23 protein-coding genes and 1 pseudogene are annotated in these 21,564 nt (G+C 67.7%); 10 read left to right on the forward strand and 14 right to left on the reverse strand.

The features are described from left to right. Positions 1-132 precede the first annotated feature (132 nt). Positions 133-1,506, forward strand: a complete 1,374-nt coding sequence (locus IU450_RS12185) for an FAD-dependent oxidoreductase (protein WP_195149880.1) — start codon at positions 133-135, stop codon at positions 1,504-1,506. Between the two features lie 6 nt (positions 1,507-1,512). Here the strand turns inward: IU450_RS12185 and IU450_RS12190 are convergent, their stop codons facing one another. Together IU450_RS12190 and IU450_RS12195 are read right to left on the reverse strand one after the other, a co-directional pair. Next, on the reverse strand, positions 1,513-1,905 hold the full coding sequence (locus tag IU450_RS12190; protein WP_195149881.1) for an ankyrin repeat domain-containing protein: 393 nt from the start codon (positions 1,903-1,905) through the stop codon (positions 1,513-1,515). Positions 1,906-1,932: 27 nt separating this feature from the next. Next, a complete protein-coding gene (locus IU450_RS12195) occupies positions 1,933-2,562 on the reverse strand; it encodes a UdgX family uracil-DNA binding protein (RefSeq protein WP_195149882.1) in 630 nt (209 codons plus the stop codon). 166 nt (positions 2,563-2,728) lie between these two features. Here IU450_RS12195 and IU450_RS12200 point away from each other — a divergent pair, with 166 nt between their 5' ends. Further along, positions 2,729-4,036: a glycosyltransferase 87 family protein gene (locus IU450_RS12200; RefSeq protein WP_195149883.1), complete on the forward strand. Its 1,308-nt coding sequence runs from the start codon at positions 2,729-2,731 to the stop codon at positions 4,034-4,036. 48 nt (positions 4,037-4,084) lie between these two features. On the opposite strand, the gene IU450_RS12205 is transcribed toward IU450_RS12200, so the two are convergent. Together IU450_RS12205 and IU450_RS12210 are read right to left on the reverse strand one after the other, a co-directional pair. Further along, complete coding sequence (locus IU450_RS12205; protein WP_195149884.1) at positions 4,085-4,531, reverse strand: nuclear transport factor 2 family protein; 447 nt, start codon at positions 4,529-4,531, stop codon at positions 4,085-4,087. Positions 4,532-4,605: 74 nt separating this feature from the next. Then, on the reverse strand, positions 4,606-4,797 hold the full coding sequence (locus IU450_RS12210; RefSeq protein WP_228834440.1) for a hypothetical protein: 192 nt from the start codon (positions 4,795-4,797) through the stop codon (positions 4,606-4,608). A gap of 641 nt (positions 4,798-5,438) precedes the next feature. Here IU450_RS12210 and IU450_RS12215 point away from each other — a divergent pair. Then, entirely contained in the window at positions 5,439-6,203 is a 765-nt protein-coding gene (locus tag IU450_RS12215; RefSeq protein ID WP_195149885.1) for a trans-aconitate 2-methyltransferase, read from the forward strand. A 122-nt stretch (positions 6,204-6,325) separates the two neighbouring features. Here the strand turns inward: IU450_RS12215 and IU450_RS12220 are convergent, their stop codons facing one another. After that, positions 6,326-6,610 (reverse strand): ANTAR domain-containing protein, encoded by a 285-nt coding sequence (locus tag IU450_RS12220; protein ID WP_324197642.1) that lies wholly within the window; start codon positions 6,608-6,610, stop codon positions 6,326-6,328. Positions 6,611-6,788: 178 nt separating this feature from the next. Here IU450_RS12220 and IU450_RS12225 point away from each other — a divergent pair, with 178 nt between their 5' ends. Next, complete coding sequence (locus IU450_RS12225; protein ID WP_195150040.1) at positions 6,789-7,067, forward strand: hypothetical protein; 279 nt, start codon at positions 6,789-6,791, stop codon at positions 7,065-7,067. A 63-nt stretch (positions 7,068-7,130) separates the two neighbouring features. Here IU450_RS12225 and IU450_RS12230 read toward each other — a convergent pair whose 3' ends face one another. From IU450_RS12230 to IU450_RS12250, 5 genes are all read right to left on the reverse strand, one after another. Continuing rightward, on the reverse strand, positions 7,131-7,331 hold the full coding sequence (locus IU450_RS12230; RefSeq protein WP_043698611.1) for a hypothetical protein: 201 nt from the start codon (positions 7,329-7,331) through the stop codon (positions 7,131-7,133). Between the two features lie 173 nt (positions 7,332-7,504). Then, positions 7,505-7,930, reverse strand: a complete 426-nt coding sequence (locus tag IU450_RS12235; RefSeq protein ID WP_195149886.1) for a MerR family transcriptional regulator — start codon at positions 7,928-7,930, stop codon at positions 7,505-7,507. A 9-nt stretch (positions 7,931-7,939) separates the two neighbouring features. After that, positions 7,940-8,491 (reverse strand): class I SAM-dependent methyltransferase, encoded by a 552-nt coding sequence (locus IU450_RS12240; RefSeq protein ID WP_195149887.1) that lies wholly within the window; start codon positions 8,489-8,491, stop codon positions 7,940-7,942. 149 nt (positions 8,492-8,640) lie between these two features. Then, complete coding sequence (locus tag IU450_RS12245; RefSeq protein ID WP_195149888.1) at positions 8,641-9,399, reverse strand: SDR family oxidoreductase; 759 nt, start codon at positions 9,397-9,399, stop codon at positions 8,641-8,643. Between the two features lie 256 nt (positions 9,400-9,655). Continuing rightward, the gene (locus IU450_RS12250) at positions 9,656-9,877 is read right to left on the reverse strand and encodes a hypothetical protein (protein ID WP_195150055.1); all 222 of its coding nucleotides are present in this window, start codon (positions 9,875-9,877) and stop codon (positions 9,656-9,658) included. A gap of 449 nt (positions 9,878-10,326) precedes the next feature. Between IU450_RS12250 and IU450_RS12255 the strand changes: the two genes are divergently transcribed. From IU450_RS12255 to IU450_RS12265, 3 genes and pseudogenes are all read left to right on the forward strand, one after another. After that, entirely contained in the window at positions 10,327-11,091 is a 765-nt protein-coding gene (locus IU450_RS12255) for a hypothetical protein (protein WP_195149889.1), read from the forward strand. Positions 11,092-11,171: 80 nt separating this feature from the next. Further along, positions 11,172-12,788: an FAD-dependent monooxygenase gene (locus tag IU450_RS12260; RefSeq protein WP_195149890.1), complete on the forward strand. Its 1,617-nt coding sequence runs from the start codon at positions 11,172-11,174 to the stop codon at positions 12,786-12,788. A gap of 95 nt (positions 12,789-12,883) precedes the next feature. Further along, positions 12,884-13,555: pseudogene (locus tag IU450_RS12265) on the forward strand (dienelactone hydrolase family protein); the annotation flags it as partial. Here the strand turns inward: IU450_RS12265 and IU450_RS12270 are convergent. The 3 genes from IU450_RS12270 to IU450_RS12280 are packed head-to-tail and all read right to left on the reverse strand — an operon-like array spanning position 13,536 to position 16,875. Beyond that, positions 13,536-14,657 carry a CapA family protein gene (locus IU450_RS12270; RefSeq protein WP_228834441.1) on the reverse strand — a complete coding sequence of 374 codons (1,122 nt, stop codon included), beginning with the start codon at positions 14,655-14,657 and terminating at the stop codon, positions 13,536-13,538. The pseudogene IU450_RS12265 and the gene IU450_RS12270 overlap by 20 nt on opposite strands. Next, complete coding sequence (locus tag IU450_RS12275) at positions 14,654-16,321, reverse strand: enoyl-CoA hydratase-related protein (RefSeq protein WP_195149892.1); 1,668 nt, start codon at positions 16,319-16,321, stop codon at positions 14,654-14,656. Before IU450_RS12275 ends, IU450_RS12270 begins: the two co-directional genes overlap by 4 nt. A gap of 23 nt (positions 16,322-16,344) precedes the next feature. Beyond that, positions 16,345-16,875, reverse strand: coding sequence for a hypothetical protein (locus IU450_RS12280; RefSeq protein WP_195149893.1), 531 nt, complete (start codon positions 16,873-16,875; stop codon positions 16,345-16,347). 912 nt (positions 16,876-17,787) lie between these two features. Between IU450_RS12280 and IU450_RS12285 the strand changes: the two genes are divergently transcribed. Further along, a complete protein-coding gene (locus tag IU450_RS12285; protein ID WP_228834442.1) occupies positions 17,788-18,537 on the forward strand; it encodes a TetR/AcrR family transcriptional regulator in 750 nt (249 codons plus the stop codon). Continuing rightward, positions 18,452-19,615, forward strand: a complete 1,164-nt coding sequence (locus tag IU450_RS12290; RefSeq protein WP_324197652.1) for an oxygenase MpaB family protein — start codon at positions 18,452-18,454, stop codon at positions 19,613-19,615. Before IU450_RS12285 ends, IU450_RS12290 begins: the two co-directional genes overlap by 86 nt. Positions 19,616-19,644: 29 nt before the next feature. Here IU450_RS12290 and IU450_RS12295 read toward each other — a convergent pair whose 3' ends face one another. Then, positions 19,645-20,361: an MBL fold metallo-hydrolase gene (locus IU450_RS12295; protein ID WP_195149895.1), complete on the reverse strand. Its 717-nt coding sequence runs from the start codon at positions 20,359-20,361 to the stop codon at positions 19,645-19,647. A 379-nt stretch (positions 20,362-20,740) separates the two neighbouring features. On the opposite strand from IU450_RS12295, the gene IU450_RS12300 reads away from it, so the two are divergent. Then, on the forward strand, positions 20,741-21,517 hold the full coding sequence (locus IU450_RS12300) for an MHYT domain-containing protein (RefSeq protein ID WP_195149896.1): 777 nt from the start codon (positions 20,741-20,743) through the stop codon (positions 21,515-21,517). Positions 21,518-21,564 lie beyond the last annotated feature (47 nt).

A 21,564-nucleotide genomic window follows, 5' to 3' on the forward strand; every position in this document is an offset into this window, starting at 1 on the left:
CGCTGCCCTCATACCGCGTTTGCCAGACGTTCAGTGTGAAGTACCGATCGGTCAACCGCACGGCAACCAGCAAATCCGCCGAACGGCGGCCCCGGCGGCCGTGCGGTGGACGCCGAACGTAGCGTGAGGACCATGAGCGAGCGACTGGTGGTCATCGGTGGTGACGCGACAGGGATGTCGGCCGCCTCGCAGGCGCGCCGGATGAAGGACGCGAGCGCGCTGGAGATCGTCGTCTTCGAACGCGGCCGGTTCACCTCGTACTCGGCCTGCGGCATTCCCTACTGGGTCGGCGGGCACGTCGCCGACCGGGACGCCCTCATCGCCCGCACACCGGAGGAGCACCGCTCCCGCGATATCGACCTGCGCCTGCACACCGAGGTGATCGAGATCGATGTCGACGGCGCCAGAGTGCGCTACCGCGACCGAGAATCCGGCGCACCGGTGTGGCTGCCCTACGACCACCTGGTGATCGCCACGGGCGCCCGGCCGCTGCGCCCTTCCCTGCCCGGCATCGACGCGAACGGTGTGCACGGCGTGCAGACCCTCGACGACGGGCAGGCGTTGCTCGAGACGCTGGAGCAGGCGCGCGGCAACCGCGCCGTGGTCGTCGGCGCCGGCTACATCGGCGTGGAGATGGCCGAGGCCCTGATCCGGCGCGGCTACGACGTCACGATGGTCAACCGCAGCGCCGAACCGATGTCGACGCTCGATCCGGACATGGGCGCCTTGGTCCGCGACGCCATGTGCGGAATGGGCATCAAGGTGGTCGGCGACGCGGAAGTGTTCGAGATCCGCACCGGTGCCGACGGCCGGGCCACCGCGGTCGTCACCGACACCGCGGAATACCCCGCGGACGTCGTGGTGCTCGGTATCGGCGTGCGCCCGGAGACCGACCTGGCCCGCGCCGCCGGTCTGCCGCTCGGGCAGCACGGCGGGCTGCGGACCGATCTCGCCATGCGGGTACGGGGGCACGAGAACGTCTGGGCGGGCGGCGATTGCGTGGAGGTACTCGACCTGGTCTCCGGCCGCGAACGCCACATTCCGCTGGGTACGCACGCGAACAAGCACGGTCAGATTATCGGAGCGAACATCGGCGGGGGATACGCGGTCTTCCCGGGCGTCGTCGGCACCGCGGTCAGCAAAGTGTGCGAACTGGAAGTGGCGCGAACGGGTCTGCGCGAGAAGGATGCTCGGGCGGCGGGCCTGCAATACGTGGCCGTCACCGTCGAATCCACCAATCGTGCGGGCTACTACCCGGACGCGGCCCCGATGACGGTGAAGATGCTCGCCGAGCGTTTCACCGGCCGCTTGCTCGGCGCCCAGATCGTGGGGCAGGAGGGGGCGGGCAAAAGGGTGGACATCGCGGCGGTCGCGCTGACCGCCCGGATGACCGTCGAGCAGATGACGATGCTCGATCTGGGCTATGCGCCGCCGTTCTCCCCGGTGTGGGATCCGGTTCTGGTGGCCGCCCGCAAGGCCGTCATGGTGGTCCGTCAGCGCGGGTGACCGCGCTCAGGCGTCGAAGAGTTCGAGCAGTTCGGTCTTGCCGAACATGACCGCGGCGGCGCGGGCCGACGGGGTACCCGCGTCCGGGTCGGCGCCCGCCGCGGCGAGTTGTCGCACGATGTCGGTCTCGCCCTTGAAGACCGCCCCCGCCAGTGGGGTCTGGCCCTTGTCGTTGGCGCGGTTCGGATCGGCGGACCGTTTCAGCAGCGCCGCCACGGCATCGGCGTGCCCGTGGTAGGCGGCGAGCATGAGCAGCGTGTCGCCCGTGTCGTTGGCGAGGTCGACCGGCACGCCCGCGTCCACGTAGGCGGCCAGGCTCGCGGCGTCTCCGCGGCGCGCGAAGTCGAACACCTTGGTGGCCAGCTCGATCAGTTCCGGGTCGATCTCCTCAGCGCTCATCCGCTCACTCCTATCACGAAACTCGAATCAGCGCTTGGCGGCGGGCTTTCCCAGTTGTTCGCGCACGATGCGCAGATCGGCGACGAATGCCTCGTAGGCCGCGGTCCGGTCGGGCGCGCGCAGCACCGATGACGGGTGCACCGTGGCGATCACGCGGAAGTCCGCCGTATCGATGACCTCACCGCGGCGCGCGCTGACCTTGAACGACGGGCCGAGCACCGCCTGCGCGCCGATCGCGCCGAGACACACCACCAACCGCGGCCGCAGCAGAGCGAGTTCGGCGTTCAACCAGGCCGAGCAGGCGACCACCTCGGTGCGGCCCGGCTGCTTGTGAATCCGTCGCTTGCCGCGCTCCACGAACTTGAAGTGCTTCACCGCGTTGGTCACGTAGACCGCGTCGCGGTCGATGCCGACCTCCGCCAGTGCGCGGTCGAGCAGGCGTCCGGCCGGACCGACGAACGGCTCACCCAGGACGTCCTCCTGATCGCCGGGTTGCTCGCCGATCAGCACCACGTCCGCGTCCGGGGGACCGGCGCCGAACACCGTCTGCGTGGCGTGGCGGTAGAGATCGCAGCCCTGGCAGTCACAGGCTGCTTGCCGCAGGCGCGCCAGATCCGCGTCCTCGGGTACGAACATCGCGGCGCCGGGTGCCTTCATCGCGGTTCGCCTCCTGCCTCGACGGGGGCCGCGACCACCGTTCGCCGCCTCCTGCAGTGTCTGGTGCTGGTGGCGGCTTACCCGTTTCCGCGGCCCGCACGCCACCGACGCCGATCTGCCTCCCACATGCTGAAGGAGCGGACCGAGGTCGGTATAGTCGCCGCGGATGAGTAGTGTCACCGCCACCGCCGCAACGCCGATGTCCCAGCACCGTCGACTCGGGCGTGTGGTGCGGCTGGCACCGGTCCTCTCGGTCGCCTTCTCCGCGTTCTGTCTCCTGACACCGGTCTGGCCGTTCCACAAGATCACCGGCGGGTTCATCGACCTGCAGGTGTATCGGCTGGGCGTGGACGCCATGCGGCACGGCGCCGACATGTACGGGCAACTGCCGCAGACCACGATCGGGGCGGGCCTGCCGTTCATCTACCCGCCGTTCGCCGCGCTCGCGCTCGGCCCCTTCGCGATGCTGCCGTGGGACGTGGCCGCGCTGAGCTTCTTCGTCTCCTCGGTGGCCGCGCTTGCCCTGACGCTCTATCTGGTGGCGCGGCGAGTCTGGCCGGACGAGGAGCAGCGACGGCTGGCGGTCTGGGCCACCGCATGTGCCACTCCGCTGGGGCTACTGCTGGAACCGATTCACTCCACACTGGACTTCGGTCAGGTCAACCTGCTGCTCATGGCGCTGGTCGCCGCCGATTGCCTCACGCACAAGCCGCGCTGGCCCCGGGGGATGCTGATCGGCATCGCCGCCGCGATCAAGCTGACGCCCGCGGCTTTCGTGCTCTACTTCCTGGTCCGCCGGGACTACCGCGCGGCCGCGACCGCCGCGGTCACCGGTGCGGCGGCGACGGCGCTCGGGTTCGCGATCCTGCCCAAAGAATCCGTCAAGTACTGGTTCGGCGGACTCGGCAACGTGTCCGGGCTGAGCGGCTCGGCTTTCCACACCAACCAGTCGATTCAAGCGGTGTTCGCGCGCTTCGAGGTGCCCGAGCCCGCGTTCACCGTCATCTGGCTGGTGCTGGGCGCCTTGCTGCTCGCGCTGGTCGTCACGGCGATGCGCCGGGCCGCCGACCTGCCCGCGCTCGCGCTGGCCCTCAACGCCGTCTTCACGCTGCTGGTCTCGCCGATCTCCTGGTCGCACCACTGGGTGTGGATCGCGCCGGCCTTGTTCGCCGTCGTCGGTTACGCGTCCCGCCTGCCCGGCAGGCGGGCGATCGGTTGGTGGGCGACATTCGTGGTGACCGCCGCGGTGTTCGTCATCGGCCCGCACAACTGGCTGCCCGACGGCGAGCATCGTGAGTCCGCGTGGACGCCTTGGCAGCATTTCATCGGCAACACCTACGTGTGGTTCAGCGTGGTGCTTGTCGTGCTGTTCGTACTCACCAGCAGGCGGTCGGTCACGAAGCGCGCCGACCCCGCACAGCTCGAACCGGCGCACCCGTCGGACGCCGAAACCTCGGCGCTGTCGGCGCGCTGAGGCGCGAGCGGTAGGGCCGTACGGCCGCATCAGCTCATGCCGACCGCTTCAGCTCATGCCGGGTGCGGACGGCGCGACGAAAAGGAAGCTCTTCTCCTCGACGCGCGAGTCGATACGCCACTGCCCGTCGACACGGACGAACGTGTCCAGGTACCAGAGGCCGCAGAACATCATCGTGGGTGGTCCGTCCCCGCCGGACACCATCATCGGGTTGTGGCACATTGTCCGCCCGGTGGCCGTGTCGCCGTCGACTGCGATGGACGAGTTGCTGATCAGGTGTTGGAAGGCCGGGAAGTTCGGTAGCACGGAGGCGAGGAATTCCTTGGTCGCCGCAAGGTCGCCTACCGAGCCACCCATCGCCGAGTAGTCGATGTGCGCGTCGGGGGTGAACACCTCGTCGAGCAGGTCCCACTGCCGAGTGTCGACCGCGTGCGAATAGCGCACCATCAGGTCTTCGATCTCGAGTCGATCCGAAATCTCCTGCAACGACAGCATGCCTGCCTCCGATTGACGTCGATACCCGATAGATGCCACCAGGGTTCGGCGTCCGAGGCAAGATCCGCCGCGGGCTAGGTCCGGTGCGGCAAGATGTTCAGTACCAGTGTGAGCCCCGCCACGATGCTCACACCCGCCACCAGAGTGGCGAACACGGACTGCGTGATCGTGGCGATGCCTATCGAAAAGGCAAGGCACGTGGCAAAAGCAAGCGCGCCGGTTCCCGGTTCCACACCGGCGATCCGGGTTGGTCGGTGATCCGTCATAGCTATGTGATACCCAGCGCGAGCCGTTACGAAACCGTGATAGGCCCTCGGTTTTCCGCCCCGGCGTGTTCGCAGGTCATAGCCTCGAGTGCCGGTCGGGCAGGTGATTTCGTGGCGGCGACGCCCACGGCGTATCGCGGTCTGATCCGTCAGTTGCTCTCGATCGACTCGGTCGAGACCTTCGTGTTCCCGTGCGTCGCCCTCGACAGCCCGCTGCGGCAACCTGCTCGCCGACGAGCGTGCGGTGCAAGTGTTGTCGGCCCGGGAGGAGGCCTGGTTGCGCCGGGTCGATGTCACACAAGCGTTGGCGCAGCGGGCTTATCGCCAGGCGGCCGCGATCGTGGTGGAGGTGGTCGATCCCGGCCGCGAACTCCGGCTGGTATCGCGTTGCGCTCGACGGTGTGCGACGAGTGCGGGAGACCGCGGACGTCACAGTGGGGACGGCCGACCTCGCGGCTGTCTATCTCGACGGAACCACCTGGCGCGCATTGGCTTTCGCGGGGACGTGTGGACGAGCATCACCCGTGGGCGGACGCGCTGTGCGCCACCGACGGGTTGTCGTTCTCGGGGACCTTCTGCTGAGCGCACCGACCGGCGTACAGTACGTACGTACGGTTTGGTAGCGACTATCGGAGCGGCCGATGTGGGATCCCCGGCAGTACCTCGCGTTCGACGACCATCGGTCCCGTCCCTTCTTCGACCTGATGACCAGGGTGACGGCGACCGAGCCGAGGGAGGTGGTCGACCTGGGCTGTGGACCCGGGCATCTCACGGCGATCCTGGCGCGGCGTTGGCCCGGTGCGAGCATGCGAGCCATCGATTCGTCCCCGGAAATGGTGGCGGCGGCGCGTGATCGCGGCATCGACGCGACGCTCGGGGCGGTGCAGGAATGGCGGCCGAGCGCGGAGACCGACGTTGTCGTCTGCAATGCCGTCCTCCACTGGGTACCCGAGCATCGCGGCCTGCTGTCTGAGTGGATGCGGCAACTACCCACGGGCGCGTTCCTGGCCGTCCAGGTACCCGGAAACTTCGACGCGCCGTCTCACCGGGCGATCCGGCAGGTGGCCGCGCGTGACGAGTGGCGCGACCGGCTCGCCCGAGCGGGCATACTCGAGCCGCGGGCGGTGCTCGATCCCGCCGGATACGCCGACCTGCTCGCCGTCTCGGGCGGGGCTGTCGATGCCTGGGAAACGACCTACCTGCAGCGCTTGACCGGTGACGACCCGGTGCTGGAGTGGGTGACCGGCACCGCGCTGCGCCCCGTGCGCGGCGCTCTGGACGACGAGCAGTGGCAGGAGTTCACCGCTCAGCTCGCCCCGTTGCTGCGCAGCGCCTATCCCCGGCGCGTCGACGGCACCACCTGGCTGCCGTTCCGCCGGGTGTTCGCCGTCGGCTGCAAGCAGTAGCGGACGCGTTCGTCCGGTACGGACAATCGCAGGACAATCTGCTGTCCGAGGCCCGAGTGCAGGCTTGTGCCCCGGGCGTCGGCGGACCGAACGCCCGGGGCCTTCCGCCGGTCGGCGGGTCGTCACCGGGCTTGCTCGTGCGCCGTCGACAGCAGTCGGGTGACGCGGGTGCGCAGCTCGCCGGGTACCGCGCGCACGCCGATCGACGGCAGCTCGGCGGCCACGTTGGCGGCGAGTACCCGCAGCTTGGTGTTGGTTTCCTGGGATCGAACGCGCAGCAGCGTGAACGCCTCGTCGGCGTCGACCCCGTAGACCAGCATCACCGCGCCCTTGGCTTGCTCGATCACCGCCCGCGCGGCGACCGGATCGAGGTCACTCGCCGTTGTGCCGTCACCGTGGTAGCTCACACCCCCGCACTACCCGGCCTCGGCGATTCGACACCGATTGCGGCAGACCGGCCGAGTCCGTGGATGTCCTCGGCCCAGCAGGAGGGGTTGACTGCGGTCGCCGGGATCGCGATACTTCGAAAGTCATAGCGATTGCGTATAACTTGTCCTTCGGCAACGCGACGGAGACAGATCAATGATGATCCATACTGCAGTCGAAGCGCTTCTTCTGGCCCAGGTGGAAGATCCCGTCCCCGAGGCTCCCCCGAACTCGGAGAAAATCCTCCAGCTGTTCCGGTATTTCACCTGGTTCGTGATTCTCTCCGGTGTCACCGGCATCGCCTACGCGGGAGGAAAATTCGCCTGGGAGAAGTGGAACGGCGGTCCACTCGCATCGGCGAAAATGGTGGCGGGTGGCATGCTCGGCGGCGTCATCGCCACCAGTGCGGGCACGATCATGAACGCGCTGATCGGTTGATCCGGTCGGCGGGGCCCGATGCGGCTCCGCCGTCCGCCGGTGTGCTCGAACTGGCCCTCGCTGCTAGTCGGTAACCTCCAGTTCGACCAATTGACCTGGGGTAAAGGACTTCTCGCGCCGGTTGGTCTCCACGCCGAAGACCGCGACCACGAGGTCGCCACCCGGCTGGACCACTCCCGCTTGCGTGAGGGTGCCGTAACCGACGACGGATTCGCCGACGTGATCGGCGAGCTCCGCCGCCGGGATTCGAATTGTCCTGCCCATGGGGCACCTCTATCGGGTCGAAGTGTCACGGCCTGCTGTGTCACTGTTCGCAGAACTCGATCCTAATCCGCTACGGCAGGCGCAGTACCCCCCTCCTGCCGCGGAAACACGCCGGGGCGCCGGAGGTGTCACAAACTCCACCGTCAGGACGGAATTCCCTGCGCCATAACGATTTACCTTCGCGGCATTGACCGGTTCGTGACCACGGCGAGCGCGCCGGCGACCTTGGCCCGGAAGTGCGGGCACTCGCGGAAGTCCTCGGCGTCGCAGTCGAGCGCGTGCGAAATGGTCTCCAGCGCTGCGGTGTCCCGGCTGATCCGGTGCGCGAGCTGGTCGCGGTGCGCGCGCAGCAGCTCGCGGCGAGCGGTGCGGTCGGATGCCTCGGCGAACAGCGCGGCGAGTTCGTCCAGTGACAAGCCGACCTGTTTGCCGAGCAGGATCATGGCCACGGTGTCGGCGTCGTCGTCGTGATACCGGCGACGCCCCGCGCCGTCGCGCCGCGGCGCGAGCAGTCCGACGTCCTCCCAGTGCCGCAGCACATGAGTGGCCAGACCGAACCGCGCCGCGAGCTCACCGATCGACATCTCGCCGCCAGCCATACCCGCACTCTAGGCGGCGCGGGCGGTGAGCCGCGCATACAGCCCGATCGGATGACGCCGCGGGCGTACCGGCTCCCGCCGCACCGTCGCCGCCTCGAAGCAACGGCGCAACGCGCCGAGTGCGGCCGCCGCGCGCACGAATCGGAAGTCGTAGATCGCCACGGTTCCGCCGGGACGCAGTACGCGCGCCAGCTCCGTGATCCCACGGTCGACCTGCGGCCACTCGTGCATGCTCAGGCTCGAGACGACCAGGTCGAAGCTGTCGTCGGGGTAGGGGAGCGCGCCGACGTCGCCGACCGAGAGCTCGGCCGCACCCGACAGCGCCGCCTCGGCGAGATCGATCATGTGCGGCGACAGGTCGACGCCGTGCAGCCGCAGATCGGGTCGCCGAGAAGCCAACTGCCCCAGCAGCTTTCCCGGACCGGCCCCGACATCGAGCACCCACGCGCCGGGTCGGGCGGCCGCGTCGATGTCGGTGGCGATGTGGCGATACAGGCCACCGAGCAGACGAGTCGCCCGCTGGTCGTAGCCCCGGCTCTGCTTTTCTCCGAACGTTGTCATGGTTGCCTCTCCTCGTTGTGCGCTCAGCTTGCGAGTTGAGGTCGACCTGAAGTCAAGCGACTCGGGGAGCCTTCCGGTGCGCTGCCGGATCGAGGGGAATCCCACCGGCGGCACACCGACCATGGCAGTTCGAGCCCGAGCAGCCCGAGTTACGGCTGGACGGGATATTTCCGGTCGAGCCATTGCCCGAATGTCGGCCCGGCGATGATCGCATCGGGTCCGGGCAAGAGGGCGCCACCGGCCTGCAATTCGTGATTCGGGTCGTCGGTGTCGACGATCTCTTCCACCCGGGCCGGTTCACCCCGTCGCGCCGCCACTTCGGCCGCGGCCGCGGCGAGGTCGAATTCTTCCGGCCCGGCGATCTCGGTCGACTCGGGCGCGGTCGGCGAGACGGCCGAGTCGGCCAGTTGCTCGGCGACCGTGCGGGCAGCGACGAGCTGCGCCCGGTACTTCGGGACGTATGCCGTGTCGCCGCGGGTCGTCCAGTCGAGCATCATCTCGGTGAATTCGTGGAATTGCGCCGCGCGCAGGATGCGCACAGGCACCGGACCTCGGCGGTAGGCGTGTTCTTGTGCCAGTTTCCCGGCATAGTGCCCCGCGGTGAATCGGTCGATGCCGATGATGGAGATCAGGGCGATTCGCTGCACCCCGGCAGCGGCGGCCTCGCGTTGCACATTCTCCGCGATCGTGCGGAAGAAATCGGTCACCGCTTCGGTGTCGGTAGTTGTCGCGTTGACCGCGTCCACCACGGCATCCACGCCGGCCAGCGCTCGAGCCAAGCCGTCGCCGGTGTAGACGTCCACACCGGCCGATCGGGCAATGGGGACGACGTCGTGGCCCCGGCTCGCCAGGACGTCGATCACATCCCGGCCGATCAGTCCGCTTGCTCCGATGACTGCTACTCGCATCGCAACCTTCCTCTACTCAGTGGTCCGGTGAGTAGACGAAGTAGGCACGGCCGGTGTGACAAGATCGGGTTCCGAGCACAGCCGCGCCGCATCGGTCGATCCACGCGCGGCGGCAACCGCTCGGTTTGTGCTTTTCAGACGTCGAGTTCGGGTGCGCGTCGGCGACCTACCCGGCACAGCGCCGGCCCGGACTCGGGCGAAGACATCGAACAGTTACGTGCGGCCGCCCTCGATCGGTGCGGCCGCACTGTAGGGCTCAAATGCACCAAACGGCGCTTCCGAGCGGAATGCAAAGAACGACCGAGCCCCACACCGGCGTCGCCGCGTCCGATGGCGTTTCGGCGGAAGCGGCGGGAGCCGCGATGACACCCACGGACAGGGCCATTGCGGTCGCGGCGAGGATTTTCGTAATTTTCATGGACATTTGTACATCCTTCGACTCGAGTGAAATCTCTAACTCATGGATTTCATAGTTCACCCATAGGGCGGTGAGCACCAGGCAAAGAAATGTCAAGTTCCCCGGTATTGCGTAACAGGAGGATCACCGGTGGTGCTCTTTCCGGGGCATCGGCGGCGAATCGGGGTCGAAAACATACCGCAGGTTGCCTTGTCCCCCGGTCACTACCCAAATTTGCGCCTCGGGCGCTGCTGAAGCGTCTTTGCCCAACGGATACCCGGTCTCGTATGGTACGGGCAACCGCTGTCGTGGGCCGCCGCCGACGCGCCGTCGATTACCTTTCGGGTCGAGCGCGAACGCCGGTCGGTAACGGTGATCGTTACGTCCGACCAGGACCGCCGCGTCGAATGCACGCGGGTAAAGGCGCTGGCCGGGCGTTGCCGGGCGCGCGGTGGGCCGAGGCCGGACACTTCCCACTGGAGGTGAGCTTTGCCCGAATTGGGGCAGTGATCCGGCCCTAAACTGAGCGAATGGTGCAGCCAACGCCCTGGCAGTCGAACAAAACTGGAGACGGCCGGTCCGCCCAGCAGGATCAGGCGGAGGGCGGCATCGCCCCCGTTAGTCCGCAGGCAATTCGGGCTGCGCTGCGCGGATATTGGGGCTACGCGTGGGCCGCCGTCGGTAGTCTCGTGACGCTCTTTTTGCTGTTCCAGCCTTGGATCACCGCCGCGGGCGCCGACGGCAGGGTCAGCTCCACCGCGTTCGGCCGGATGGAGATCACCACGCGCTTCCTGAACGCCTGGTCGGCGTCGAAGCCGCGCACGCCCCACATCACCGGTTTCTGGGCCCTGCTGGCCTGTGCCGCCATCGTGATCGCCATCTTGGCGATCCTGATCAACCTACGCCTGCGCATCGAGGCACTCAGTCGATTGGCGACGATAGCCACGTTGGTCACCTCGCTGTTCGTGCTGTTCACCGTGCTCTACATCAACAGCAAGGGCCCGGAGTTGAAGGCGATGGTGGGGCGCAGTTCGGATCTGGGCGGACAAGTCGGATCGCTCATCAACTGGGCCTTCGGCAACGGCAAACTCGTCGTGCCGGGCATCGGGCAGGTCGCGTATACGTCCGCGGGTCTCACGCCTTGGGCGCTGCTGGCCGGTGCGACGTCGCTCGCCTCGTCCGTCGCCGCTGTCACGCAGTGGATCCGCAACAGGTCCGGCGGTCTCTTCCACCTGCCGTGGCGCATCAACGTCGTCTCGTCGAAGCGGCCTGCCGACGCCGACGACGCGGACTGATCCGCGCAAGCTGCACCAGGGCGGGCCGGAGTAGACTCGCCCGAATCACCGTATGAGTACGCAGTCCGAGGCGGTATCGCATGGTCGGCACAGAGGTACTCATCGTCGGCGCGGGCCCGGTCGGACTGACCGCGGCGATCGAGTTGGCCCGGCGCGGTGTCGCCTGCCGGATCGTGGACGCGCTGCTCGAACCGCCCCGCTATGCGAAGGCCGTGGGAATCCAGCCACGAACGCTGGAGGTGTTCGAAGGTCTGGGCGTGCTGCGCCGGATCCTCGACGCGGCAATCCAGTTGCGCGGCCAGTTGGTCTACGTGAACGGCGCCGAGGTGGCCAGGACGGAACTGACGCTGCCCGCTGACGTGCCCTACGCATTCGTCGGGCTACCGCAGTACGTGACCGAGCGAATACTCCGGGAGCGTTTGGCGGAAACCGGCACCCGCATCGAGCGCGCCACCGAACTCACGACTTTCGACCAGGACGACAACGGTGTGCGTGCCGTGCTCAGCGCGGCGGACGGTGAGCACTGCGTCGACGCGCAGTTCCTGATCGGCTGCGACGGCGCGCACAGCGTCGTCCGCAAGACGCTGGGCCTGGCTTTCCAGGGCGCGGCGTTCACCGAGCAGTACATGCTCGGCGATGTCGAACTCGATTGGTCGCTACCGCCCGGCTACGGGATCCGGTCGATGCATCGGACCGAGGACGGCGCCGACGACTTGCTGGTGTGCATACCGCTGCCGGGACGTGGCCGCTATCGGGTGTCGATGCTGGTCCCCGACGAACTCCGCAGCGCGGAAACCCGCGACCCCGACGAGCTCGGGCACGGGTTCGAACGCGGACCGGCGCCGCAGCTGCGACATATCCAGCAGGTTCTCGATCGCCTCGCGCCCGAGCCGGCCACCGCGTCGAACCTGCGGTGGTCGTCGGTCTTCCGGATCAGTCACCGGATCGTCGATTCGTATTCGCGCGGAAGGGTTTTCGTGGCCGGCGACGCGGCGCACATTCACCCGCCCACCGGTGCGCAAGGAATGAACACCGGTATCCAGGACGCGCACAACCTCGCGTGGAAGCTCGCACTGGCGATCAGCGGCGACAGTTCGCCCCACCTGCTGGACAGTTACGACGCCGAACGCAGGCCGGTCGGCGCAGAGGTGGTCGGGCGGACCGTGCGCAGTGCAAGGGAGGGCATCGGGGCCGGCGAATCGGACCCGGATCTCGTCATCCGGCGAGAGGCCCAGCTGCTGATCGACTACGGCGACAGCCCGATCGTCGCGCGCACGGCCGACGGCGCGGCGGGTCCGTGGGCGGGCGTACGCGCCCCCGACGCCACGGGCTTGAGCCGTGACGCGGTCACCTTCCCGATCCGCCTGTTCTCTTTGCTCGGCCGGACCAACCACACCCTGCTCCTCTACGCCGACGACAGCACCGCAACCGACATCGGGACACTGGAGGAGCTCGCCGACACGGCCCGCCGGAGGGCGCACAGGCGGCTGGACGTGTACCTTCTCGCCGCGCCCGGCACCCGGGTCGAGGAGACGCTGCTGCCGGTCGTCCGGGATGGTGACGGCAATTTCGCCAAGGCTTACGGCGCTACCGGCGGAGCCGTCTATGTGGTGCGTCCCGACGGATATCTCGGCTATGCACGGCACCGAGCCGCCGCGAACGACCTGGCGAACTACCTCGCCGCCACCTTCCGCTGAACGCCGTTCGGTGCGCCGGTTCCAGCCGTACCCCGATCCGATCCCCCTCTTGCGCATTCCGGACCTGATCGGGTACGCCAGATATCAGGAGGTGTTCGATGCCGTCCGCACCCCGGTCCCCGACGCGGACAGAAGAGGTCATCGTGCCGGCCGAACGCACCCGGCTGGCCGGGATACTGGCTGTGCCACCGGACGGGACCGCCTTGATCGCCTTCGCACATGGCAGCGGCAGCGGCAGGCGCAGCCCGAGGAACCGGTTCGTCGCCGAGGTTCTCAACCGTGCCGGGTTCGCGACGATGCTGGTCGATCTGCTGACCGTCGAGGAGGAGGGCGACCGCGCGCATGTCTTCGACATCGAGCTGCTCGCTGGCCGCCTGGTCGAGGTGACGCGCTGGCTACGGACCCGGCCGGACCTCGGCGGCCTGCCCACCGGATATTTCGGTGCGAGCACCGGGGCGGGCGCCGCGCTGTGGGCGGCGACCGAGCCGGGTACCGAGATCGCGGCGGTGGTCTCGCGGGGCGGTCGGCCGGACCTGGCCGGTCCGCGGTTGAGTTCGGTCCGCGCACCGACACTGCTCATCGTGGGCGGTAACGACAAATGGGTGCTGGGGGTCAATCGGGAGGCTCAGCTACGGATGCCATGTCCGAGCGAACTCGACATCGTCCCCGGCGCGACTCACCTGTTCGAGGAGACCGGCGCGCTCGAACAAGTCGCCGACCTGGCCGCCCAGTGGTTCCACCGCCATCTCACCGCCGTGCCGCACTGAACACCACCGGCAGATCGTCGGGCCGAGGGGCGACGCGGGTGCCGAAGCCCCGGCTGATGTCCTCGATCTTTTCGCAGAGCCAGCGGGATTCGCTGCGCGGAGCCCACTCCAGGCGCATGTGCCGCTCCCGCAGCGGAATCAGCCGGACTTCCGCCGAGCCGGGGTCGATGCACACCAGATACAGCGGATGCAGATCGGTGTGGTAGCGCTCGTGGCCGCGGATGCCTTCGTAGTCGTCGATGACGTCGCCGCAGCCGTACAGGATCGGTTTGCCGCGGTAGATCTCGATCGGACGCGGATGATGCGCGGAGTGCCCGTGCACCAGATCGACTCCGGCGTCGATCAATCGGTGCGCGAACTGCGTCTCGGTGCGCGCGACTTCGTAGCCCCAGTTCGGCCCCCAATGCACCGAGACGATGCCGATATCGTTGTCGCGCTTGTACGCCGACATCTCGGCCGCGACTTCCTCGGCCGCCACGGCGCCGGGCGAGTAGCCCACCCGCCACAGCCCCGGCCTGTCGCGCCGTGCCGACCATGCCTCCGGAACCCCGCTCGAACCGGCCGCGACGGAGAGGATCACCACGCGGCGCCCGTCGGCGAGTTCCACTGTGGCAGGCGCGCGCGCACCCGCGAGGTCGGCCCCTGCGCCGGCATGGGCGATGCTGGCGGCGTCGAGCGCGTCGAGCGTGTCGGCCATCCCGGGAAGACCGAAATCGAGGACGTGATTGTTGGCCAGCGCGCAGACGACCGGTGCGATCGCGGTCAGCGCGGGCACGTTGTCCGGATGCATCCGGTAATGGATGCCTTTGGCGGGGGCGAACGCGCCGTCGGCGGTGATCGAAGTCTCCAGGTTGAGCAACCGCACCTCGGGGTCGATCCGGGCGAGGATCGGCAGGACATCACCCCACAGTTGCCGGTAATCGACCGGATGGGTGAACTCGCCGTACGCGCGTTCGGCCAGCTCGACGTAGGTCCGCGCGTCGTTGACATATCGTTCGCGCAGCCTCGGGTCGCCGGGATGCGGCAGAATCTGGTCCACACCTCGACCCAGCATGACGTCGCCGCCCAGCAGCACCGTCGCCATACATCCATTGTCGATCATCGCGGCGACAATGTGAATGTTCCGGTCGCCGCCGAACGCCACGAACTCTTGAAAACGAACTCGTGCCGCCTGCGGCGGAATTCGTTCTGATCACGGAAGATGTCCCGGGCCATGCGGCGCAGTTCGGCGCTTTCGAACGCGGTCAGGTCGATCGACCGCGTCTGCTTCGCGGCCATGATCGCCGCCCACCTGGCCGGGTGGGCGCATTCGGCGGCCAGCTCCGCGAGCCACGCGCGGAACTGCCCGTTCGGCGTCACGGCATCGATCATTCCGAGGTCGGCGGCGCCTGCCGCGTCGACGGGCAGGCACGCGTCCAGCAGGCGCTGGGCGGCTTCGTCACCGACCCGCCGCGGCAGGGTGTAGGTGTGGAATTCCGAGCCGGACAATCCGATCGTCCGGTAGTGCGGATTGAACACCACTCGTTCCGCGGCGACGACCAGATCGGCGGTCAACGCGAGCATGACCCCGCCCGCCCCGGCGCTTCCGCTTACCGCGGCCACCGTGACCTGCGTGGCACAGCTCAGAATCGCCCGGCACACTTTGTTGATCGCCAGCAGGTTCCGCCACGCCGCGCCCTCGGGATCCGCGGAGAGTTCCACCGCGTTCAGGTCGATGCCATTGCTGAAATACGGGCCGTCGTTCGCGAGTACGAGCACCTTCGTGTTCTGCGCCGCCGCGTAGTCGAACGCGGCGAGCAACCGCTCACACTGCCCGGTACCCATTGCGCCGTTATAGAAGTCGATGTCGAGGAATCCGATGTCCGCCGAGCGCCGGTACCGGATCTCCCCAGGTGTCCTGCCCTTCGCGCGCGGCACCGCCTCGACCGGAAATCCCGCCGCGGCGAGGACCGGCGCGGCTGGTCCTTTGCACGGCGGCCGCTCGCCGGCCAGGGGTTCGAGGCGGCCGATCCAGATACCGGCGTCGCCGCAGGCCACCTCGACGGCGTGGTCGCGGCGACGGAGCACGGTGCCGGGCGCCGCGCGAGGGGCGTCCTGTCCGTGGCAGGCGTCGTAGACCAGCATCGGCGCGTCACCGATGGTCGCAGGCGCACCAGGTGAGCCGTCGCCCGCGTGGATGCGTCTCAGGATCGTGTCGGCGTCGTCGTTCCAGCAGATTTCGCGGTCGCGACGGTGCATCGCGGGTCGGGTCCGCGCGTGTGCGACGGATCGAGGCATCTCGTCTTGGGGTGTGGGGGAGCGGGCCGGGTCGGCGGCCTTGTCCAGTGCTTCGAGCAGGCATTCGATCGCGGCGTCCGCGACCGCGGTGTTGTAGACGGCGGATTTGCGTTCCGCAGGCAACGGGAATGTCCGCGTGGACCAGATGGGACCCGCGTCCATCTCCTCGACGGCGGTCAGCGCCGTGACGCCCCATACGGGTTCGCGCTCGCTGACCGCCCAGTCCAGGGCATGGGGGCCGCGGTCGCCGACTGGGCCGGGATGGACGACGATGCACGTCCACCGGTCGTGGACGTCGGCGGGTATCTTCGTCGTCAGATACGGGCAGACGACGATGTCGAAGTCGTTCGTTCCGACCGCGGCGCGGATGTCCGCTGCGCGGCGCACGATTTCGGTCCGCGTGCGGCGTCCGGATCGGCGTATCGCGAGCGCGGCCCGTTGCGTCAGTCCGTTGTTCGCGCTGGCGAGAACGAGCACTCGCTGTGTCATGGCCGGTTCTCTCGCCGACCGCGTCACCTGCTGGACATGGACAGCAATTGTTGCGGGTCGTCGGCGTAGACGGTGGCGATGACGTTCGCTCGCGCGGCGAGATCGCGGGCGAGGTCACGGATCTCGTCCGACGCTGTCGGGTCGGCATCGATACCGATCAGCAGATCGCGGGTGTGGATCGCCGTCGCCTGCGCGCAGCGTCGCAGGCGAGCTTTCGCCACGGTATCGAGCGCGACGGGGCTGAGGTAGCGCTGAATGTGCTCACCGCGGTCGGTGATCTGGTTGACGACCGATTCGGTCGCCGCGTCGGTGAGCCATCGTTCCGCGTCGGCGGTGATCTCGAAGACGAGATCGTGGTCGCGGATATCGGTGGGATTCCCGGAGGTGGTCAACAGGGCCATGCTCGCGCGCCCGATCGCGAGGAACCCGCTCATCGCGTGGGCGAGTTGGACGTTCGGGTTTGCTGTCGGCAACCGATGGAGGCGTTGCCCGACGACGGTGACCCAGCAGGCGAGGTGTTCGGCTCCGGTGTCGATCGACGTCACTGTCGGCATAGCGCGACCATACGCCGTGACCCGGGCGAGACAAACGAAGAAACGCTAGAAGTTCGCCAGATGTCGCGAATCGCGGTGGCGAGAGTTGCGGCGCCGAGCGCGCGGTCTCTGGCCGCGCCGCCGCGGCGGTGCATCGACCGACGTCTCGATCGTCCCGTTTGTGCCGCGGTAGGACAGCACTCGCAGGGAGTTCGCCGAGGCGGAGTGTTCCTGCCCGAGTAAGTTTTCTGGCTCTGGCGTGGCGGGCGAGACCTCTGCGCCCCGGCCTCGGTTGCGGTAACTGTGATTGTGCCCGCCGATCCCGAAAGGTGCGGCGACGCTGTCGAAATCGCATTTGCACGTGCATTCCCGGCCTGAGTTGCATTGACCGCTACGGCACTTCGAGGAATGGCTCCGTGACCGCCGCTATCGGCGTGAACGAGGTCGCTGCGTGGTCGGCAAGTTTCCCGTCGTTCGGTCGCGGGGACTGGCGGTCGATCCGACGTCTTTCAGCCTATTCTTACGTGCAAACGGCTACGCGATCACATGGGCCGGATACGTCCGGTACCGGATGTATTGCCCGATTCCGCTCGAATTACCACCGAATATCCTGCCGCGCTTCAACGTATGCCGGGGCGGCCTTTTGCGGCATGCCCTGGGCGCTGCTCGATAATCGCAGGCCGAGTTTGTGACCGGGCGAACTGAACCGTCGGATACGGCGAGAAATTCGGGACGGCGATTCGCTGACCTATGCCGAGGAAATGGGATGCGACGAGCGAGGAAAACGCGCCGAACGTCGGCCCGGCGGGGACCCTGCCCTCGCCGGGTATGCCGCCGCCCTCGTCGCCTCCGTCGCGGCGGGCCGGTGGACTGCGACACCGAACCAAACGCTGAGTCATTGACCCAATGCAACAATCTCACTATCTTTAATGCATGAGCTCCGGCCGGGACGCAGTCGACGAGAAGATCATGGACGCGGCCCTCGACCGGATCCTGCAGGTGGGGATCCGGCGCAGCAGCCTGGACGACATCGCGAAACGCTCCGGTGTCAACCGGGTCACCATCTATCGCCGTTTCGCCGGTAAGGACAACTTGGTCGACGCCGTGCTGGAACGGGAGACGCAGCGCATGTTGGCCGAGGTCACCGCGATCGTGGCAACCTCGGCCGAGGTCGACGTCCGGATCGAGGAGACGGTGCTGCACGTGCTGCGGCAGACGCGGATGCACCGGCTGGTCCGACGGCTGCTGACCGTCGCACCGGAAGAGGCCCTCGCCTTCTACACCGTGCGCGGGGCCCAGATGGTGTCGCTGGGCATCCGCTACATCGCCGGTCTGCTCGAACGCGCTCAGGAGCTGGAGCTCATCGCCCGCTACGACGCCCTGCCGGTGGCGGAAATGATCGCGCGACTGGCCCATTCGGTCATGCTGACCCCCACCGCCTGCGTCGACTTCGCCGAAGACGACGCGACGCGCGAATTCGTCCGTGCCGCCATCGTTCCGATGGTGAAGCACGGGATCAGTGCCGGCTCGAAGGAGAGCGACGATGAACAAGCCACTTCCGCTGCGTCACCCGGACGCGCCGCGCAAGGTTCCCGGACTGCGACCCTTCGCACTGCTGCTGGGACTGGACAAGCCGGCCCCGGAGCAGTGGCGGGATCTGGGCGAGGCGCTGCTCATCGGTGACCAGCCGATGGACGACCTGGTGGACTGGATGTACCGGGAAGGCATGGGCCGCACTCGTCCGCTGTTCGAGCGGGCGCTGCGCGAGGGCATCGACAGCGTGCCGGACGCTCCGGAGCCGTTGCGGGCATTCTTCGTCCGCGTGCAGACTCCGCCCGAATGGCTGGACCGCGACAAGCTCGCGCGTGCGGAGCGGGTGTTCCGCCGCGGCGGTGCCGACGGGCTCTACATCGCGCGTGACGTCTCCTTCCTCGGCGGCTACCTCGCCTCGGGCTTCAACAAGACGTTGCTTCGCACGGGCGCGCTCGAGAAGGGGCCGGCCAAGCGATTCGCCGAAACGCTGCAGTGGGCGCTCGACGTCACCTCCGAGGGCGGGATGTCGCCACTGGGCCGCGGCTACCGGTCGACGATTCACGTGCGGCTGATCCACGCTCTGGTCCGCCGCCACGTGGCGGCGATGCCGGACTGGCGCGAGGACGAATGGGGCGTGCCGATCAACCAGACCGACATGGCCGCGACACTGGTCGGAGCTTTGATCGCTCCTTTCGTCGGCGGCCTGGCGATGGGGTTGTTCTCGACTCCCCGCGAACTCGACTCGGCCGCTCACCTCGCCCGCTACGTCGGCTGGTTGATCGGTGTCGAGGATCGGTTCCTGCCCAACGGATTCCGGGACTCCGTCCGAATCCTGTACCACAGTCTCACCGCCATCACGAACCCCGACGAGACCACACCGCAACTCGCCGTTCCGATGGCGGACGATCCACTTCACTGGCACTACCGGAACTTGCCCGCGCTACGCGGCCGCATCGCGCGGGCTCAGCATCTGTCCATCGCGAGCGCTTTCCTCGGGCCGTCCGCCATGCGCGAACTCGGCCTGCCCGCCTACATGCCGCCGTGGTATCCGATGCTGCGTATTCCGGTGAATCTCGTTCGTGGTGCGCTGGCCCGGGCGCTGCCGGGCGGTCTGGACCGTGCCACGGTACGGGGACGCCGGGAGCAGGAAGCGTTTCTGCTGACCCTGGTCGGGACCGAGGCGGCCGTCATCGGCGCGTCCGCGCAGCACGTCGGCCATGCCGCCTGAGGCCACCGCGGAAGCGGACGCGGAGCTGATCAGGCGTCCAAGCGGGCCTGGTAATCCCACGCGAGATCGCGTAGCGCCGTAGCCCCGTCCCCGGCGAAGCTCGAACCGTGCATGATCGCCAACGTGGTGGGCGCCAACTCCGCCAGCCTGTTCAGGGTGGCGGGCACGGCGGGGCCCAGTGAGGTGGCATGGAAGACGTCCTCCGCGACGCCTGCCTGCTCCACCAGATCCGAGGCGGTCAGCGCCGGTCCGTTGCCCAGCTGGGTCATCAGGTCACCGCAGAGCAGTACGCCGGTGGTCTCCTCGTAGAGCACTCGCGCCTCCCAGTTGTGCGGCGCGTGCGGCGTGTCCAGGTGTCGCACGCGCCGACCGCCGAGATCGATCACCTCGCCGTCGGCGAGCCTGCGCGGTTGCCGGTCGGCCAGATCGTCGATCGAGACGAGGCACCCGAGTAGGCCATGCGCCACCTGCGCCTGCGGTGCGGCAGCGAGGAAGAGGTTCATCGCGCCGCATTCGTCCGCTTCCACATGCCCGAACGTGATCCAGCGCAACCGTTCCACCGGCATGATCCGCGTGATCTGCGCGGACACCACCGGGAACAGCGCCCGCATGCCGGTGTGGAACAGCAACGGCTCCTCGGCGTCGAGGAGGAACTGGTTGAAGGTGAAGCCGGCGGGCCCGACCTCCGGAATGAAGGTCGAGATGCGGTAGATCTTCTCGGCTATCTCGTCTGTACGGGTTTCCATGAGGAGTCGATTCGCTGGTAGAAGCCGTTTTGGCCATTCTCGTACCTCGTTCTACTTCCTCACAGCGAATTTGCAGTTTCCGCGGGCGGATCGCAGGAACTCGGGGCGACGCCGTGGTTGTGTTCGGCGGGGGCGTTTTGCCGCAGCGCTGCGTAAGCCAGCAGCTAGCTGTCGCGGGTTCCGGTTGCGAGGGCCGTAGGCGCAGACCGAAAGGCGTGCGGTTCACTCACTCGTCGGCACACATCCCGCTATTCGGGACTCATCCTATGATTTAAAAGAGGATAGTAGTACTCTAAATTATCTACCTGCAGTTTTCACTATGTGAGATTCGCGCATCGTCTCGGTGACGGTCCGAATCTATCCAGCGAGGGAGTGTCGCGTGCTGGAAATCGATCACTTCAGCCACGGGTGGCTCACACCCATCGTCGCCTATCTCATGTCGTTCACCGGTTCATTGCTCGGACTACGGTGCATGGCCAGGTCCCGCACCGGATCCGCCCGCGACGGCTGGCTGCTCGCCGCGGCTGTCGCCATCGGCGGCACCGGAATCTGGGTCATGCACTTCGTCGCGATGCTCGGGTTCGCCATCGACGGCGCTTCCATTCGGTACGACGTCCCGGTCACGTTGATCAGCGCGCTGATCGCCATCGCGGTGGTGTGGATCGGACTGCGCATCGCCCATCAGCGGGCGCTGGGGACGTTGGCGCTGTTCGCCGGGGGCGGGGTCACCGGCCTCGGGGTCGGCGCGATGCACTACTCGGGCATGTACGCGATGAAATCGAACGCCACGATCGGCTACGACGGGCGGATCGTCGCTTTGTCGATGGTGATCGCCGTGGTCGCCGCGACGGCCGCGCTGTGGTTCACCCTGCATGTCCGCGGCACGCTCGCCACCGTCGGCGCGGCGCTGGTCATGGGTGTCGCGGTGTCCGGCATGCACTACACGGGCATGTTCGCGATGCACGTGCACGAAACCCAGCACATGCATCCGCCGTCCGGGGCCGGTGCGACGCAGTTGCTGACCCCGCTGATCGTGAGCATCAGCCTGGTGACGGTGCTACTGCTCTTGCATCTCGGCGTCACGGAGGTCGACGACGAGAACACCTATGTTCCGCAGGGCAGGCATGCTTCGAGCTACTGGCCGACTCGTGACTGAGCGGACTATGTGGCGGCCTCGTGCCGACGAAGTTCCGACCGTGCCCG

The organism is Nocardia abscessus (assembly GCF_015477775.1).
Lineage (GTDB): Bacteria > Actinomycetota > Actinomycetes > Mycobacteriales > Mycobacteriaceae > Nocardia > Nocardia abscessus_A.

Excerpts from the sequence above, each read along its gene's own strand:
- IU450_RS12185 (WP_195149880.1), top strand. The coding sequence starts at position 133 with ATGAGCGAGCGACTGGTGGTCATCGGTGGTGACGCGACAGGGATGTCG.
- IU450_RS12190 (WP_195149881.1), bottom strand. The coding sequence starts at position 1,905 with ATGAGCGCTGAGGAGATCGACCCGGAACTGATCGAGCTGGCCACCAAG.
- IU450_RS12195 (WP_195149882.1), bottom strand. The coding sequence starts at position 2,562 with ATGAAGGCACCCGGCGCCGCGATGTTCGTACCCGAGGACGCGGATCTG.
- IU450_RS12200 (WP_195149883.1), top strand. The coding sequence starts at position 2,729 with ATGAGTAGTGTCACCGCCACCGCCGCAACGCCGATGTCCCAGCACCGT.
- IU450_RS12205 (WP_195149884.1), bottom strand. The coding sequence starts at position 4,531 with ATGCTGTCGTTGCAGGAGATTTCGGATCGACTCGAGATCGAAGACCTG.
- IU450_RS12210 (WP_228834440.1), bottom strand. The coding sequence starts at position 4,797 with ATGACGGATCACCGACCAACCCGGATCGCCGGTGTGGAACCGGGAACC.
- IU450_RS12215 (WP_195149885.1), top strand. The coding sequence starts at position 5,439 with ATGTGGGATCCCCGGCAGTACCTCGCGTTCGACGACCATCGGTCCCGT.
- IU450_RS12225 (WP_195150040.1), top strand. The coding sequence starts at position 6,789 with ATGATCCATACTGCAGTCGAAGCGCTTCTTCTGGCCCAGGTGGAAGAT.
- IU450_RS12230 (WP_043698611.1), bottom strand. The coding sequence starts at position 7,331 with ATGGGCAGGACAATTCGAATCCCGGCGGCGGAGCTCGCCGATCACGTC.
- IU450_RS12235 (WP_195149886.1), bottom strand. The coding sequence starts at position 7,930 with ATGGCTGGCGGCGAGATGTCGATCGGTGAGCTCGCGGCGCGGTTCGGT.
- IU450_RS12240 (WP_195149887.1), bottom strand. The coding sequence starts at position 8,491 with ATGACAACGTTCGGAGAAAAGCAGAGCCGGGGCTACGACCAGCGGGCG.
- IU450_RS12245 (WP_195149888.1), bottom strand. The coding sequence starts at position 9,399 with ATGCGAGTAGCAGTCATCGGAGCAAGCGGACTGATCGGCCGGGATGTG.
- IU450_RS12255 (WP_195149889.1), top strand. The coding sequence starts at position 10,327 with ATGGTGCAGCCAACGCCCTGGCAGTCGAACAAAACTGGAGACGGCCGG.
- IU450_RS12260 (WP_195149890.1), top strand. The coding sequence starts at position 11,172 with ATGGTCGGCACAGAGGTACTCATCGTCGGCGCGGGCCCGGTCGGACTG.
- IU450_RS12270 (WP_228834441.1), bottom strand. The coding sequence starts at position 14,657 with ATGATCGACAATGGATGTATGGCGACGGTGCTGCTGGGCGGCGACGTC.
- IU450_RS12275 (WP_195149892.1), bottom strand. The coding sequence starts at position 16,321 with ATGACACAGCGAGTGCTCGTTCTCGCCAGCGCGAACAACGGACTGACG.
- IU450_RS12280 (WP_195149893.1), bottom strand. The coding sequence starts at position 16,875 with ATGCCGACAGTGACGTCGATCGACACCGGAGCCGAACACCTCGCCTGC.
- IU450_RS12285 (WP_228834442.1), top strand. The coding sequence starts at position 17,788 with ATGAGCTCCGGCCGGGACGCAGTCGACGAGAAGATCATGGACGCGGCC.
- IU450_RS12295 (WP_195149895.1), bottom strand. The coding sequence starts at position 20,361 with ATGGAAACCCGTACAGACGAGATAGCCGAGAAGATCTACCGCATCTCG.